This window comes from Aeromonas rivuli, from assembly GCF_020149575.1.
In the GTDB taxonomy this organism is placed as follows: Bacteria; Pseudomonadota; Gammaproteobacteria; order Enterobacterales; family Aeromonadaceae; genus Aeromonas; species Aeromonas rivuli.
On record NZ_CP079742.1, the window covers coordinates 4,132,470 to 4,148,283 of the forward strand.

Consider the following 15,814-nt stretch of genomic DNA (forward strand, 5'->3'; position numbering starts at 1 on the left):
GGCCTTTTCTAAAAATGGTCGGTGTGAGAGGATTCGAACCTCCGACCCCTTCGTCCCGAACGAAGTGCGCTACCAAGCTGCGCTACACACCGATGTCTGCGGGGCGAGAATTTACCTAATGCCCGCACAAGGCACAAGTCTTTTTTCAGTTAACGCCTAAAAAAGCCGTGGTTAGTTCAACTCTTGGGCGATCGGCGCCAAGCGTCGAAAATCCCGCCCAGTCGGGACAGCCCAGTCACCTGAGCCATCGCCTTTGCCCATCTTCATACCACCGGGCGAAAAGCTGCCGGCCCCATCAGACGACGGCTCCAGTCCGCGACAGTGCCGTGTTCCAACCAGTGCGCCGCATGTTGCCGCCAACCCGGCGACAGGGCCGGGGTCTCGGTGAGCAGCAGCAGATCATCTTCATTGCGCACCTGATTGAAGAGGATGTCGGCACAACGTTTCACGCTTAAAGCAGGATAGGGGCTATCCACCAGGATCAGCTCGGCATCCGGCGCTATCACCCCCTCCTCCAACACCCGCAGTAGCCAGCCACAGCGGCCACTGAGCTGCATCACCTGGGAGACCTGGGCATAACCAAAACGCAGATTGAGCTTGAAGCAGGGGGAGCGCGGCTGGCTGATCTGGATGAGTGCCTCACCGAACCGATAGACATCACCGATGCAAGCAGCGGTTTCGGTCAGGCCGAGCCCGGAGAGGTTTTCACCAAAGGCCGCCGGCTGCCAGGGAGTGCCGGGCTCGGGCAGTGCCATGGCCTGTTGCCAGGTCTGCCACCAGGCATAATGTTCCGCGGGGTAGTAGTGCAGGGCGCGCTCTATGCCGCCATGATGGCGAGTCTCGGTCTGCTCGTCTCCGCTCAGCCCCTGAAAGGAGCAGAAGATGGCATCAGTGACGACTGACTTGTGAATGGCGCTGACCAGACCGGGGGCCAGTTCGGCACCAGATCCAGTGAAGAGGGAAATCCGCATTCTCATCCTCCTGATTGACGAGAGAATGCGGATGTTATCAGACTCAGGTCACCGACTGCATCTGCAGCATCTGGGAGATTTCCGCCCGGCGCCGCTTCTCGGCACGGGCCATCAGGAACCAGCTGGCGAAGGTGAAGATGGAGACGGAGAGCAATATCAGGCTCGCCACCGCATTGATCTCCGGCTTGACCCCCAGACGCACCGCGGAGAATACCTCCATCGGCAGGGTGGTAGAGCCAGGTCCGGAGACGAAGCTGGCGAGCACCAGGTCATCCAGCGACAGGGCGAATGACATCATGCCACCGGCGGCCAGCGAGGGGGCGATCATGGGGATGGTGATCAGGAAGAACACCTTCCAGGGCTTGGCCCCCAGATCCATGGCCGCCTCCTCGATGGAGAGATCCAGCTCTCTCAACCGTGCCGACACCACCACGGCCACATAGGCGGTACAGAAGGTGGTGTGGGCGATCCAGATAGTCACCATGCCCCGCTCGGCGGGCCAGCCCACCAGCTGCGCCATGGCCACGAACAGCAACAGCAATGACAGGCCCGTGATCACCTCCGGCATGACCAGGGGCGCCGTGACCATGCCGCCAAACAGGGTGCGTCCCTTGAAATTGGCGATCCGGGTCAGCACGAAGGCCGCCAGGGTACCCAATGCTACCGCGGCGATGGCGGTGTAGAAGGCGATCTCGAGAGAACGCATCACGGCCGTCATCAACTGGGTATTTTCGAGCAGCCCAAAATACCACTTCAGGGACCAACCCCCCCAGACCGTCACCAACTTGGAGGCGTTGAAGGAGTAGATCACCATGATGACCATGGGCAGGTAGATAAACAGCAAGCCGAGCACCAGCATCAGGCTCGGAAAATTGATGCGCTTCATGCCTTGCCCTCCAGCTCTTTGGCCTGGTTACGGTTGAACAGAATGATGGGGATGATCAACACCACCAGCATGACCACAGCCAGGGCCGAGGCGACGGGCCAGTCGCGGTTGTTGAAGAACTCCTGCCACATCACCTTGCCTATCATCAGGGTCTCGGGACCGCCGAGCAGTTCGGGGATGACGAACTCACCCACCACCGGAATGAACACCAGCATGCAGCCAGCGATGATGCCGTTCTTGGAGAGCGGTACCGTGATCTTCCAGAAGCTGTTGGTGTCGCTCGACCCCAGATCGGCCGCGGCTTCCAGCAGGCTCATGTCATGCTTCACCAGGTTGGCATAGAGCGGCAAAATCATGAACGGCAGATAGGAGTAAACCACGCCTATATAGACCGCCAGGTTGGTATTGAGGATCTGGATCGGCTCACTGATGAGCCCCATGTTCAGCAAGAAGCCATTGAGCAGGCCATTGTTGCTGAGAATGCCCATCCAGGCATACACCCGGATCAGGATGGCCGTCCAGGTCGGCATCATGATCAGCAGCAGCAGCACCGTCTGATTCTCCTTGCTGGCCCGGGCGATGGCATAGGCCATGGGGTAGCCGATCAGCAGGCAGATCAGGGTGCTGAAGAACGCCATCTTGAGGGAGCCCAGATAGGCCGCCAGATAGAGATCATCATCGCCGAGCAGCACATAGTTGCCCAGATTCAGCAATATGGTCAGCTGATCATCGGCCCAGCTCACCACGTCTGTGTAGGGAGGAATGGCCACGTCCGCTTCGGCGAAGCTTATCTTCACCACAATGATGAAGGGCAGCAGGAAGAAGAGGAACAGCCAGAAGAAGGGGATGCCGATCACCAGCTGGCGGCCCCCCAACCGCTTGAGTCGTCTCAGTGGGGTCATGATTGCAATACCACGCCGCTGTCATCTTCCCAGTAGAGGAACACCTGGTCATCCCAGGTCGGCCGCTTGCCGTGACGTTCGGCATTGGCGATGAAGGCCTGCACAATTTTGCCCGAGGGCAGCTGGATGTGATAAACGGAGTGGCCGCCCAGATAGGCGATGTCGTACACCTGTCCTGTGGTCCAGTTGAAGTCGGGATGCTCCAGCTCACTCGGTTTCTGAGTGCTCATCAGCAGCTTCTCCGGACGCAGGGCGTAGGAGACCTTCTTGTTCTCGGCGCGGGAGCTGATGCCGTGCCCCACATAGATGGGCTGCTCCAGATCCGCACAGGCGATGATGGCGTGGTCCTGCTCATCCGCCACCAGCAAGCCATCGAACAGATTGACGTTGCCGATGAACTCGCACACCTGCCGACTGACCGGGGTCTCGTAGATATCTTTCGGGCTGCCAATCTGCTCGATGCAGCCCAGGTGCATGATGGCGATACGCTCGGCCATGGTCATGGCCTCTTCCTGATCATGGGTCACCATGACGCAGGTCACCCCGACCCGCTCGATGATCTCCACCAGCTCGAGCTGCATCTGCGAACGCAACTTCTTGTCCAGTGCCCCCATGGGCTCATCGAGCAGCAGCAGCTTGGGGCGCTTGGCCAGGGAACGGGCCAGGGCGACCCGCTGGCGCTGGCCGCCCGAGAGCTGATGGGGTTTGCGCTTGGCATACTGACTCATCTGCACCAGCTTGAGCATCTCCTCCACCCGGGCGTCGATCTCGGCCTTGGCCAGACCGTCCTGCTTGAGGCCGAAGGCGATGTTCTGGGCCACCGACATGTGCGGGAACAGGGCGTAGGACTGGAACATCATGTTGATCGGACGCTCATAGGGCGGCATGTCGGTGATGTCGACCCCATCGAGGAAGAGCCGTCCCTCACTCGGACGCTCGAAGCCTGCCAGCATCCGCAACAGGGTAGATTTCCCCGAGCCGGAGCCGCCAAGCAGGGCAAAGATCTCGCCCTTGTTGATGGTCAGCGAGACGTTGTCGACCGCCAGGGTCTCATCGAACTGCTTGCTGATCCTGTCTATTTTTACCAGCACCTCTTTGGGTTGCTGGCTGCCCTCGAGGGCTTTCTTATAGGCGCTGGAGGCTATTGCCATTACCACTCACTCCCGACTTGAAATAGTGACCGGAGGGTCAATCCATAAAAACAACTGGCGCCCAAGCGGGCGCCAAGGTTAGGTCCCGGACTTGATTTTGGTCCAACTCCGGGTCATCAGGCGCTGTACTGTGCGGGGATGTGCCTCCTGCACATAGAGCCGCTTCAGCACATCCTGGGGGGGGTACACAGACGGGTTGTCACGGACGCTCTCATCCATGAAGGGTCCCGCCTTGGCATTGGGGTTGGCGTAGCCCACATAATCGCTCACCTTGGCTATCGCCTCCGGGGTAAGCAGATAATTGATCAGGGCATGGGCCTCTTTCACATTGCTGGCATCGGTGGGGATCGCCAGCATGTCGAACCAGAGGTTGCCGCCCTCCTTGGGAATGCTGTAGGCGATATTGATGCCCTTGCCAGCTTCCTCGGCCCGCGCGGCCGCCTGCAACACATCCCCCGAGAAACCGGCGGCGACACAGATGTTGCCGTTGGCGAGATCGGAGATGTACTTGGAAGAGTGGAAGTAGGTGACGTAGGGGCGTACCGCCAGCAGCTTCTGTTCCGCCAGCTTGATGTCGGCGGGATCGTGACTGTTGGGATCCTTGCCAAGGTAATTGAGCACGGCCGGGATCATCTCATCGGCAGAATCGAGGAAAGCCACCCCGCAATGGGTCAGCTTCTTGATGTTTTCCGGCTCGAAGAGCATCCCCCAGGAGTCTATCTTGTCGACCCCCAGCGCCTGCTTCACCTTGTCAACGTTATAACCAATGCCATTGGTGCCCCACAGATAAGGGATCGCATAGAGGTGACCCGGATCCGCCTTCTCAAGCTGATGCATCAGAGTCGGTTCCAGATTGACCATATTGGGCAGCAGGGACTTGTCCAGTTTCTGGAAAGCGCCGGCCTTTATCTGTTTGGCGAGGAAATTGTTGGACGGCACCACCAGATCGTAACCGGTGCGCCCTGTCAGCAGTTTGCCTTCCAGGGTTTCGTTGGAATCAAACACGTCATAGACGGCCTCGATGCCTGTCGCCTTCTGGAAATCACTGAGGGTGGTCTCACCGATATAGTCAGACCAGTTGTAAAAATGCACCACCGGCTGGGCCAGTGCTGCGTTTGCCAACCCCAGTGTCAGGGTCATCGTCATTATCTTGGAAATGTGCACGTCTTAACTCCTTTATGTCCTTGGAAGAGAGGTTCCGCATCCATACGGTCGTCTGCCCACCTTGCGTGGGAACCCTCCCGGCCAAACGGCAGACCGGGAGGGGTATTGCGGTTATTTGCCGGACTTTATCTTGGTCCAGCTGCGGGTCATGACACGCTGCACCTTGGCGGGAAGATCCGGGAAGGTGTAGATCTTCGCCAGGGTCTCGTCGCTCGGATAGATACCAGGATCGTTGCGGATCTCGGCGGACACCAGCGGCACTGAGGCCTTGTTGCTGCTCGGATAGCTGACCGCGTCGGAGATCTTGGCGATCACCTCGGGCTTCATCAGGTAGTTGAGGAACACATGGGCGGACTCGACGTTCTTGGCATCGGCCGGGATGGCCAGCATGTCAAAGAAGCTGCCTGCCCCCTCTTTCGGGATGACATAGGTCAGATTGACGCCATTCTTGGCTTCGATCGCCCGGGACTTGGATTGCTGCAGGTCACCCGAGTAGCCGACGGCCACACAGATATTGCCGTTGGCCAGATCCGAGATGTACTTGGAGGAGTGGAAATAGGCGGTATAAGGGCGAATGGAGAGGAACAGCTCCTCGGCCTTCTTCAGCTCTTTCGGATCCTGGCTGTCTGGCTTGAAGCCCAGGTATTTCAGGGCAGCCGGCAGCATCTCGGTCGGTGAATCCAGGAAGGAGACGCCACACTCTTTCAGCTTGGCCATGTTCTCTGGCTTGAACACCAGATCCCAGGAATCGACCGGCGCATCCGCCCCCAGAGCCGCCTTCACCTTCTCGATGTTGTAGGCGTAGCCGATGGTGCCCCACAGATAGGGGATCGAGTACTGGTTACCCGGGTCGCTCGGCTCCAGCGCCTTGAGCAAGGAGGTGTCCAGATTCTGCCAGTTCGGCAACTTGGTCTTATCCAGCTTCTGGAATACGCCCGCCTTGATCTGCTTGGCCAGGAAAGGGTTGGACGGCACGACCACGTCGTAGCCGGAGCTCCCTGCCAGCAGCTTGGCTTCCAGCACTTCATTACTGTCGAACACGTCATAGACGACCTTGATGCCCGTCTCTTTCTGGAAGTCTTCCAGGGTGGTGGGCCCTATGTAGTCGCTCCAGTTATAGACATGCAGCACCTTGTCATCGGCCATGGCACCGGCACTGAACAGACCCAGCGCCATGGAGGCGGCCAGCATTCCTGTTTTGAAAGACATCATCCTTGTCTCCTAAGCAAATGTATGCGCACGGCAATCGGGCCAGGGCTCGATTAACCTGCCAGCCTCTCTGCCGTCAGATCTAAACTGCGCCTGGCCAAATTGACCAATTCATCAACCTGTTCCTCGGTGATCACCAAGGGGGGCGATATGATCATGGTATCGCCGACAGCCCTCATCACCAAGCCATTGTTAAAGCAGAACTCCCGGCACGTCATGCCTGCATTGGCCGAGGCCGGGAAGCGGGCATTTGTCCCCTTGTCCTGCACTATTTCCAGCGCGGCCACCAAGCCCTTGCCCCGGGTTTCCCCGACGATGGGATGATCGGCCAGTTCGCGCCAGCGACGCTGCAAATAGGGGCCGATATTATCATGTACCCGCTTAACTATGCTTTCACTTTGCATAAGCTGGATGTTGGCAATGGCCACGGCGCAGGCGACCGGATGGCCCGAGTAGGTGAAGCCATGATTGAACTCACCGCCCTGCTCGATCAATACCTTGGCGACCCTGTCGCCGACCATGACGGCCCCCATGGGCAGATAGCCGGAGGTGATGCCCTTGGCCAGACACATGAGATCGGGTTTGATGCCAAAGTCCTCACTGGCAAACCAGTGGCCGGTCCGACCGAAGCCGCAGATCACCTCGTCGGCGATGAGCAAGATGCCGTACTTGTCGCAGATCCGCTGGATCTCGGGCCAGTAGCTGTCGGGCGGAATGATGACGCCACCAGCGCCCTGAATGGGTTCGCCGATGAAGGCCGCCACCTTCTCCACCCCCAGCGCCAGGATCTTCTCTTCCAGCTGACGGGCCCGGGCCAGGCCGAAGTCATGGGGCGTCATGCCCTGACCCTCACCGAAGTGATAGGGCTGATCGATATGCACTATGCCCGGGATCGGCAAACCGCCCTGAGCATGCATGCCCGACATGCCCCCCAGGCTGGCACCGGCCACGGTGGAGCCGTGATAGGCGTTATGACGGCTGATGATCACCTGCTTGTCCGGTTGCCCCAGGCTCGCCCAATAGTGGCGCACCATGCGCAGCACGGTGTCGTTGCACTCAGACCCTGAGCCGGTGAAGAAGACACGATTGAGGTGGGCCGGCGTCACCTCGGCCAACAGGGTGGCAAGCTGCACCGCTGGCGGGTGGCTGGTCTGGAAGAAGAGGTTGTAATAAGGCAACTGCTGCATCTGCCGGGTGGCCGCGTCCACCAGCTCCTGACGGCCATAGCCCATGTTGACGCACCAGAGACCCGCCATGCCATCGAGGATCTTGTGCCCCTCAGAGTCTTCGAGATAGACCCCTTGCGCCCCGGTGATGATGCGGCTGCCCTTCTGGTTCAGGGCCTGGAAATGGGTAAAGGGGTGCAGATGGTGGCTGGCGTCTTGTTGCTGCCACGCTTTGGTATTCGACATGAATTGCTCCTCGGTTCCTTCGATATGAGCGGGGGAGACCCTGTCGGCCTCCCCTGATGTGGGGCTAGACGTTCAGCAGCAGGAACTCACGCTCCCAACGACTGATCACCCCGAAGTAGGTCTCGTACTCCTTGCGCTTGACCGCCACGAAGGCCTCAACAAAGCGCTCACCCAGCATCTCCTTGATGGGTTCACACTGTTCCAGGTGGCTCAGAGCCTCCTCCAGAGTACGTGGCAGGCTATAGGGCAAGTCGTAGGCGCTGCTCTTCATCTCGGGCAGGGGCATGAGCTTCTCCTGCATGCCGAGATAGCCACAGGCCAGGGTCGCGGCCAGCGCCAGATAAGGGTTGGCGTCAGCGCCGGCGAAACGGTTCTCGACCCGACGGCCACTGATCTCGGAATAAGGCACGCGCAGGCCGCAGGTGCGGTTCTCCACCCCCCACTGCACGTTGCGTGGCGCACTCTCACCGAACGTCAGACGGCGGTAGGAGTTGACGTTCGGTGCCAGCAACGCCGTCACTGCCGGCGTGTATTTCTGCAAGCCGGCGATGAAGTGCAGGAACAATTCGGTGTTGCCGCCATTCTCAGTGCCAAACAGGTTGCGCCCTTCGCTATCGACCAGGCTCTGGTGGATGTGCATGGCCGACCCCGGCTCGTCGCTCATCGGCTTGGCCATGAAGGTGGCGTAGATGCCGTGACGGTGCGCGGCCTCACGCATGGTGCGCTTGAACAGGAACACCTGATCGGCCAGCTCGATGGCATCCCCATGGAGGAAGTTGATCTCCATCTGGGCGGCACCGGACTCGTGGACCAGGGTATCGACCTCCAGATTCTGGGCCTCGCAGTAGTCGTACATGTCCTCGAAGATGGGATCGAACTCGTTGACCGCATCGATACTGAATGACTGGCGAGCCGTCTCGGGGCGGCCATTGCGGCCGATGGGCGGCACCAGGGGGTAGTCAGGATCTTCGTTGCGCTTGACCAGATAGAACTCCAGTTCGGGCGCGACCACGGGTTTCCAGCCCTGCTTGTCGAAGCAGGAGAGCACCCGGCGCAATACGGAGCGTGGCGCTATGTCGATCAGGTTGCCGCTGGTGTCGAAACAGTCGTGGATCACCTGGGCGGTGGGTTCCAGCGCCCAGGGCACGAAACGTATGGTGTTGGGATCGGGGAAGAGGTGCATGTCCCGCTCCAGCGGGTCTATCATGCTGTCGTCATCCGGGTAATCCCCGGTCACTGTCTGGATGAAAATAACTTCGGGCAGGCGCATGCCACCCTCACGCAGAAACTTGCTGGCCGGAATGATCTTTCCCCGGGCGTTGCCGGTGAAATCCGGTATCAGGCATTCCACTTCCGTGATTCGGTTGGCATCCATCCAACCCTTGATACTGTCCATGTTAAACCCCGACTTGACGGTTGTCATTGGCAGGGGTGTCTAATATATGGAACACCCCTGTTGCAGATATGTAATCTCCGACTCCATAAAAGCCCGCCGTTATGGCGTCTGTCAAGCAGGTCTGTTTAAAAAACAATAAATAACAGTCTGGATAATGACCAGTTCGATGCGAAATACTAAACACTCACAGGAAGCAAACCTCAGGCGCCACCCCGTGCCGACAAGGATAGTCGTAGCGACTCGTGCTCAGTCAGAACCCGTCTTCTCCCCACCGATTATTTGCAAAGGCGCACACTCTTCGCTCACCGAGCTTTGCTTACTGCCGTTTTTTTGGTACAAGGCCCGCCCTGATTTGCACGCTTTTCATCAGGATCAGTGGTAAATCGAGGACACAGGGCTTGGACTGCGCGCAGACCGCCCCCATAACTACGGAAAATTGGGTTAGTAACTGACTGGTAAACCTTATGTGTGATTTCATGACAAAAGACCAACTGGCCTACTACAAGGGACAGATGGAGGCGCAAATTGCAGAACTCGAAGAGCGCCTCAACTCCCAGGCCAGCCAGGCCATCGCCACCGATACCAACGAGATGGCTGATGAAATTGACCGGGCCAGCATCGAAGAGGCCCGCCGCCTGGAGCTCAACCGTATCGAGCACGACAAGTTGCACCTGCGCAAGCTGAGGGCAGCCATCCGTCGCATCAACGAGGGCGACTTCGGCTACTGCGAGTCCTGCGGCGACGAGATCTCTCTCAAGCGCCTGCAGGCCCGCCCGGAATCCCGTTACTGCGTCGAATGCCAGAGCACCAAGGAATTCAACGACACTCACGTATTCCGCCGCGTCGCTTGATATATGCCCGGCCCAGGTCATGCACCGGGGCCGGGTTGTTTCCTCTCCTTGCCATCCGTCACCCGTCACCCGTCACCCGTCACCCGTCACCAACCAGCGAGCGCTCCACACGAGGCGATAGCACTTTATTCTGTTAGACTCCGGACAGTTTCCCAGACTCTTCAGGAGAGCAGACAGTGAAATGGCTCATCACCCTGTGTCTGTGCCTGCCCTTGCTGGCTCAGGCGCAAGATCTCGTGGTCAAGATCCCCAAGCGTCCCGTCAACCACCTAGACAGTGACTATCAGCTCAAGCTGCTGGATCTGGCCCTGCGCCACTCGGGGCAAGCATTCAAGATAGAGCAGGTCGATGTCGACTTGAACCAGTTCACCCTGCAACAGCAGCTCAAAACCGGCAAAACCATCAATCTGTTCTGGATGGGCACCTCCAGCGCCCTGGAGTCTGCCCTGTTGGCGGTGCCTGTGCCGCTGTTTCGCGGCCTGGAGGGGCTGAGACTCTCCTTCATCCATGAGAAGGATCAGGAGAAGTTCAGCCAGATAGAGACGTTGGAGCAGCTCAAGAAGATGAGAGCCGCCCAAGGCATCGGCTGGTCCGACAACAAGATCTATCAGGCGGCAGGCATCCCCACCTACATGACCCGCTTCACCAATCTATTCCGCCTGATGAATGACGGCGGCCGACTCGACTTCTTCCCGCGCAATATTGTGGAGATCTTCGCCGAACAGCGGGAATTGGCGAGCCAATATCCGAATCTGGTAGTAGAGCAGCACCTGCTGATCCGCTACCCCTTCGCCGAGTTCTTCTTCGTCAGTCCTCAATACCCCAAACTGGCCAAGGCCCTCACCCGGGGGCTGGAGTCCGCCTACGCCGATGGCAGCTTCATGCGCTTTTTCCGGGAGAACCCGGCCATTCGCACCGCCCTGGCCAGCGCCAATCTGGCCGGTCGCACCACCATCAAGCTGGCCAACCCGGACATGACCCCCTTGCTGCGCACTATTCCGGCCCAGTATTGGGATTATCCCCCCAGCCAGGGTCAGTAACGACCGCTGCCCATCCGTTATTGATGCCGATATGGAGAGACCCATGCGTTTCCTGAACACTCTGCTCACCGCCGTCCTGCTGCTCCCCGCCCTGGCCCATGGCAAGGCCGATACGGTCGGCGAGGTGAGCACCGCCTTCAAGCTGCTCGGACCCAACCACAAGATAGTGATCGAGGCCTTCGATGACCCGGACATTGCCGGCGTCACCTGCTATCTGGCTCGTCCCAAGACGGGGGGCGTCAAGGGCGGACTGGGTCTGGCCGAGGATCCCTCCCACGCCTCCCTCTCTTGCCATCAGACCGGCCCCATTGCCGTACCGGACCAGTTGAAACAGGGGGAGGAGGTGTTTGACGTCAACACCTCGCTGGTGTTCAAGGAGCAAAAAGTGGTGCGCTTCTTCGACAAGAAGCGGGGCAGCCTGGTCTATCTCACCTACAGCACCAAGCTGATTGACGGCTCCTACAAGAGCGCGGTCAGCGCCGTGCCCATCATGCCCTGGGGATAGCGTGCCGCTGCCCGGGTGATCCCCGGGCGCCAAACCCGATCGTTACACAGAATGTGGAGTTGCAGATGTACCAGACCGTATTGGTAACAGGCGCCACCAGCGGCATAGGCTATGCCCTGGTGGAAGAGTTGACCCGGCAGGGTTACCGGGTCTTTGCCACCGGACGCAACCAGGAGGCCCTGACCCGCCTCAAGCAGGAGACCGGCTGCCTGGGGGAGACGGCAGATCTCGCCGATCCGGTCGCCCTGCTCGCCCTCTACGCCAGCGCCGAGCAGGCCCTTGGCCCCATAGACGTGCTGATCAACAACGCCGGCATGAATAGCCGCAAGGCCCCCCTGGTGGACACCACCTTGGAGGAGTTTGACCAGCAATACGCCATCAACCTGCGCGCCCCGTATCTGCTGGCACGGGAGGCGCTCAAGTCGATGCAGCCCCGCGGCCAGGGTTATCTCATCAACGTGGTGAGCACGGTCGCCAAGCGCAGCAGTGAAACCATGGGGGTCTACACCGCCATGAAGCAAGGTTTCGCTGGCTTGAGTCAGGTGATGATGAAGGAGGCCCAGCCCCATGGCATCAAGGTCACCACCCTCTACCCGGGGGGCACAGATACCAGCTTTCGTGCCCAGGCCAGGCCGCAATACATGCAGCCCGCCAGTGTGGCACGCACCCTGGTGCAACTGCTCTCACTGCCAGACGATGTGGTGATGCACGAGATGACCTTCCGCCCACAGGTGGAGCTGGAGTAAATCAGCGTGGCCGATTTCCGAGGCGGCGCAACCCCAACAGTCTGGTTGGTTTTCATCAAGACAACCCCAAGCTCTCGTCACCATGGTGAGTCGGCAGCGGTTTCAGGTGCCGTGCTCGCCTCCTTGTTGTAAATTAACCACATAACCCAAGTTGGAGATTCAACGATGCGCGTCGCCCTGTTCAGTACCAAGAGTTACGACAAGGAACACTTCCACCAGGCCAACAGCCAGTATGGCTTCGAGCTGGAGTTCTTCGATGTGCGGCTGGAAACCAAGACGGCGCGCCTTGCCCATGGTTTCCCCGTGGTCTGCCTGTTCGTCAACGATGACGCCGACCGGGAGGTGCTGACCGAGCTGGCCGCCAACGGCACCCAGGTGATCGCCCTGCGCTGCGCCGGTTACAACAACGTGGATCTGGTCGCCGCCAAGGAGCTGGGACTGAAAGTGGTGCGGGTGCCCGCCTACTCCCCCGAGGCGGTCGCCGAGCACGCCGTCGGCCTGATGATGACCCTCAACCGCCGCATCCATAAGGCCTACCAGCGCACCCGCGACGCCAACTTCTCCCTGGAAGGCCTGGTCGGCTTCAACATGCACGGCCGCACCGCCGGCATCATAGGCACCGGCAAGATCGGCATCGCCACCCTGCGCATCCTCAAGGGCTTCGGCATGCGTCTGCTGGTCAGCGATCCCTATCCCAATCAGGCCGCCATCGATCTGGGCGCCGAGTACGTGGATGTCGATACCCTGCTGCGCCAGTCCGACGTCATCAGCCTGCACTGCCCGCTGTTCAAGGAGAACTACCACCTGCTGAACAAGGAGGCCTTCGCCAAGATGAAGGACGGGGTGATGATCATCAACACCAGCCGGGGCGGCCTGCTCGACTCCAACGCCGCCATCGAGGCCCTCAAGACCTCCCGCATCGGCGCCCTGGGGCTGGACGTCTACGAGGAGGAGGAAGATCTCTTCTTCGAGGACAAGTCCAACGAGGTGATCACCGATGACGTGTTCCGCCGCCTCTCCGCCTGCCACAACGTGCTGTTTACCGGCCACCAGGCCTTCCTGACCCGCGAAGCCCTGCACGCCATCGCCGACACCACCCTCGGCAACATCCAGGCCATCGAGAGCCAGGGCCGCAGCGACAACGAGGTCGAGTCCTGAGGCAAGCCGCCCCGGCACGTCCCTCAGGGCCGACACCACCCTGGGCAACATCCAGGCTATCCGTCAGGATGGACGCAGCGACAACGAGGTCGATGCCTGAGCCCGGATCGCCTCTGGCAGGCGAGCACCACTCTTTCTAATATCCAGCGCCGACTTGTGAGAGTCGGCGCAATTCGTTAGGCTGTCCGGCCCCTTTTTAGACAGGAGCCCGCCGCCCATGATTATCGGATTCGATTACGGCACATCCAACTGCGCCGTCGCCGTGATGGAGCAAGGCAGCCCCAGACTATTGTCCCTCGGCGCCTCCCACTACCTGCCCTCTACCCTGCACGCTCCGCACCGGGATGCCATCGCCGGTCTGCTCGCCGAAGGGCTCTCTCCGACGCAGCAACAAAGCTACCTCAAGCTGCGCGGCCCTGTGGTGCAGCGTGCCCAGTCGGTACGCCGCCAGATGCGGGACGAGGGGCTGATCGACGAACTCAGCTTCGGTGGCGCAGCCCTGGAGCGCTATCTGGAAGCCCCGGATGAGGGTTACTACATCAAGTCGCCCAAGTCCTTCCTCGGTGCCTACGGCCTCAAACCTCCACAGATAGCGCTGTTTGAAGACATCGTCTGCGCCATGATGCTGCACGTGCGCCAAGAGGCGGAGCAGCAGCTCGGCCAGCCGGTGCGCAGCGCCGTGATCGGTCGCCCGGTCAACTTCCAGGGACTGGCAGGGGAAGAGAGCAACCGCCAGGCCATCGCCATCCTCAGCGAGGCCGCCAGACTGGCGGGCTTCGAGCAGGTGGAATTCCTCTATGAACCCGTGGCCGCCGGCTTCGAGTTCGAGGCTCGCCTCAGCGAGGATGCCGTGGTGCTGGTAGTGGATATCGGCGGTGGTACCACCGACTGTTCCATGCTGCGCATGGGCCCCGGCTATCGAGACAGGCTGGATCGCAGCAGCGATCTGCTCGGCCACAGCGGTCAGCGCATCGGCGGCAACGACTTCGATATCCGCCTCACCGTCGAGGGCATGATGCCCCTGCTCGGCATGCATGAAACCCTCAAGACCGGCAAGCCGCTGCCCCATCCGCTGTTCTGGGATGCCGCCGCCATCAATGACGTCAGCGCCCAGAGCCGCTTCTACAGCCTGGAGACGGCGCGCTCCCTGCAAGAGCTGCAGCTCGACAGCCAGCCGGATAGCAAGCTGGGACGCCTCGCGCGACTGCGGGCCCACAAACTCAGCCACCAGCTGGTCTGGCGCGCCGAGCAGGGCAAGATCAGCCTCTCGGATCAGACACACTGCCAGCAGCCACTCACCGAGCTGGAGCGGGATTTGCACGCCGAACTGACCCGGGATCAGCTGGCCGCGGCGGCCGCCCCTCTGCTGGAGAAGATCGGGGAGTTGATGGACGAAGCCATTGCCGCCGCCGGGGTCATGCCGGATCGCGTCTTCGTCACCGGCGGCAGCGCCCGCTCCCCCCTCATCAAGACCTACATCAACGCTAAGCTGCCCGCTATCCCGGTAGATGGCGGCGATGACTTCGGCTCGGTCGCCTCCGGCCTGGCCCGTTACGCCGAGCGGCTGTTTGGCTCTTGACCCAGCTGGAGTTCAGGCCCATAGCGGCAAAAAAGCGGCGACCTCAGGGTCGCCGCATCTATTTCCGGGCAGTGGCGTCTGGCTTGGCCACTATCGGCACCCATCCAGTCATGGGAGGCTCCCAGGTCGTCTCGGGGCGACAGAAGCGGTCGGGGGAGCACCCTGCGCCCCTGCCCCCACCCTCTCCCTGACGCTATCCTTAGGGCACTTATTAGCGGAGCCCTCCCATGTACAGATTTTTGCTGCTGGTGCTCGCCCTGCTCCTGCTCGGCGGTTGCAGCTCGGCCCCCCAACTGAGCCGCCAGGATCTCATGCACCACCACTGGGTGCTGGACAAGCTGGATGACCAACCCATCACAGTGCCTGCCCGCAACAGGCCGGATCTCGAGATAGGCGAACACTTCACCGTCAACGGCATCGCCGGTTGCAACCGCTACTTCGGTCAGGGTCGCCTCAAGGGCGATCGGCTGAAGGTCACCAACCTCGGCAGCACCAGCATGGCCTGCCTGGCCCCCCTCGACACCATAGAGCAGGCCGTGCTCGACACCCTGCAACAGGGCGCGACCCTGGAGGGCGACACCCAGCGGCTGATCCTGCAGGGAAAACGACATCGTCTGGAATACACGTTGCGCGACTGGGTCTACTAAACCCGGGCTCCTCCACGCTGGAAGGCGACACCCAGCGGCTGATCCTGCAGGGGAAACGGCACCGTCTGGAATACACGTTGCGCGACTGGGTCTACTAAACCCGGGCTCCTCGACCCAAGGCCACCACAAACAGGAGCACGGCCACGGCAGCTCTGTCGCGCAATAATGGACAGCGCATCAGGAACAAGGCCGCAGTA

General features: G+C 60.4%; 15 protein-coding genes and 1 tRNA gene. 7 read left to right on the forward strand and 9 right to left on the reverse strand.

All coding sequences use genetic code 11. The features are described from left to right. Nucleotides 1-15: 15 nt before the first annotated feature. From KYK33_RS19045 to KYK33_RS19085, 9 genes are all read right to left on the reverse strand, one after another. A tRNA-Pro gene (locus tag KYK33_RS19045) sits at nucleotides 16-92 on the reverse strand. Between the two features lie 171 nt (nucleotides 93-263). Then, a complete protein-coding gene (locus tag KYK33_RS19050) occupies nucleotides 264-971 on the reverse strand; it encodes an MOSC domain-containing protein (RefSeq protein ID WP_224431522.1) in 708 nt (235 codons plus the stop codon). Between the two features lie 43 nt (nucleotides 972-1,014). Then, nucleotides 1,015-1,857, reverse strand: coding sequence for an ABC transporter permease subunit (locus KYK33_RS19055; protein ID WP_042042543.1), 843 nt, complete (start codon nucleotides 1,855-1,857; stop codon nucleotides 1,015-1,017). Further along, nucleotides 1,854-2,759 (reverse strand): ABC transporter permease subunit, encoded by a 906-nt coding sequence (locus KYK33_RS19060; RefSeq protein WP_042042541.1) that lies wholly within the window; start codon nucleotides 2,757-2,759, stop codon nucleotides 1,854-1,856. The genes KYK33_RS19055 and KYK33_RS19060 overlap by 4 nt, the downstream gene beginning before the upstream one ends. Beyond that, on the reverse strand, nucleotides 2,756-3,910 hold the full coding sequence (potA, locus tag KYK33_RS19065) for a polyamine ABC transporter ATP-binding protein (RefSeq protein WP_042042539.1): 1,155 nt from the start codon (nucleotides 3,908-3,910) through the stop codon (nucleotides 2,756-2,758). Before potA ends, KYK33_RS19060 begins: the two co-directional genes overlap by 4 nt. A 78-nt stretch (nucleotides 3,911-3,988) precedes the next feature. Then, nucleotides 3,989-5,050 (reverse strand): polyamine ABC transporter substrate-binding protein, encoded by a 1,062-nt coding sequence (locus KYK33_RS19070; protein WP_224433058.1) that lies wholly within the window; start codon nucleotides 5,048-5,050, stop codon nucleotides 3,989-3,991. A gap of 135 nt (nucleotides 5,051-5,185) precedes the next feature. After that, nucleotides 5,186-6,283 (reverse strand): extracellular solute-binding protein, encoded by a 1,098-nt coding sequence (locus KYK33_RS19075; RefSeq protein WP_318010428.1) that lies wholly within the window; start codon nucleotides 6,281-6,283, stop codon nucleotides 5,186-5,188. A gap of 53 nt (nucleotides 6,284-6,336) precedes the next feature. After that, the gene (locus KYK33_RS19080) at nucleotides 6,337-7,695 is read right to left on the reverse strand and encodes an aspartate aminotransferase family protein (protein ID WP_042042534.1); all 1,359 of its coding nucleotides are present in this window, start codon (nucleotides 7,693-7,695) and stop codon (nucleotides 6,337-6,339) included. Between the two features lie 64 nt (nucleotides 7,696-7,759). Next, nucleotides 7,760-9,091, reverse strand: coding sequence for a glutamine synthetase family protein (locus KYK33_RS19085; RefSeq protein ID WP_224431523.1), 1,332 nt, complete (start codon nucleotides 9,089-9,091; stop codon nucleotides 7,760-7,762). A 464-nt stretch (nucleotides 9,092-9,555) separates the two neighbouring features. On the opposite strand from KYK33_RS19085, the gene KYK33_RS19090 reads away from it, so the two are divergent. From KYK33_RS19090 to KYK33_RS19120, 7 genes are all read left to right on the forward strand, one after another. Then, nucleotides 9,556-9,942 (forward strand): TraR/DksA family transcriptional regulator, encoded by a 387-nt coding sequence (locus tag KYK33_RS19090; protein WP_005890616.1) that lies wholly within the window; start codon nucleotides 9,556-9,558, stop codon nucleotides 9,940-9,942. A 176-nt stretch (nucleotides 9,943-10,118) separates the two neighbouring features. After that, nucleotides 10,119-10,982, forward strand: coding sequence for a hypothetical protein (locus KYK33_RS19095; RefSeq protein WP_224431524.1), 864 nt, complete (start codon nucleotides 10,119-10,121; stop codon nucleotides 10,980-10,982). A 43-nt stretch (nucleotides 10,983-11,025) separates the two neighbouring features. Next, nucleotides 11,026-11,487 (forward strand): CreA family protein, encoded by a 462-nt coding sequence (locus KYK33_RS19100; protein WP_224431525.1) that lies wholly within the window; start codon nucleotides 11,026-11,028, stop codon nucleotides 11,485-11,487. 65 nt (nucleotides 11,488-11,552) lie between these two features. Next, nucleotides 11,553-12,233, forward strand: a complete 681-nt coding sequence (locus KYK33_RS19105; protein WP_224431526.1) for an SDR family oxidoreductase — start codon at nucleotides 11,553-11,555, stop codon at nucleotides 12,231-12,233. A 165-nt stretch (nucleotides 12,234-12,398) separates the two neighbouring features. Beyond that, nucleotides 12,399-13,391 carry a 2-hydroxyacid dehydrogenase gene (locus KYK33_RS19110; protein ID WP_224431527.1) on the forward strand — a complete coding sequence of 331 codons (993 nt, stop codon included), beginning with the start codon at nucleotides 12,399-12,401 and terminating at the stop codon, nucleotides 13,389-13,391. A gap of 217 nt (nucleotides 13,392-13,608) precedes the next feature. Next, nucleotides 13,609-14,970: a molecular chaperone gene (gene yegD, locus KYK33_RS19115; RefSeq protein WP_224431528.1), complete on the forward strand. Its 1,362-nt coding sequence runs from the start codon at nucleotides 13,609-13,611 to the stop codon at nucleotides 14,968-14,970. Nucleotides 14,971-15,197: 227 nt separating this feature from the next. Then, nucleotides 15,198-15,617 (forward strand): META domain-containing protein, encoded by a 420-nt coding sequence (locus KYK33_RS19120; protein ID WP_224431529.1) that lies wholly within the window; start codon nucleotides 15,198-15,200, stop codon nucleotides 15,615-15,617. Nucleotides 15,618-15,814 lie beyond the last annotated feature (197 nt).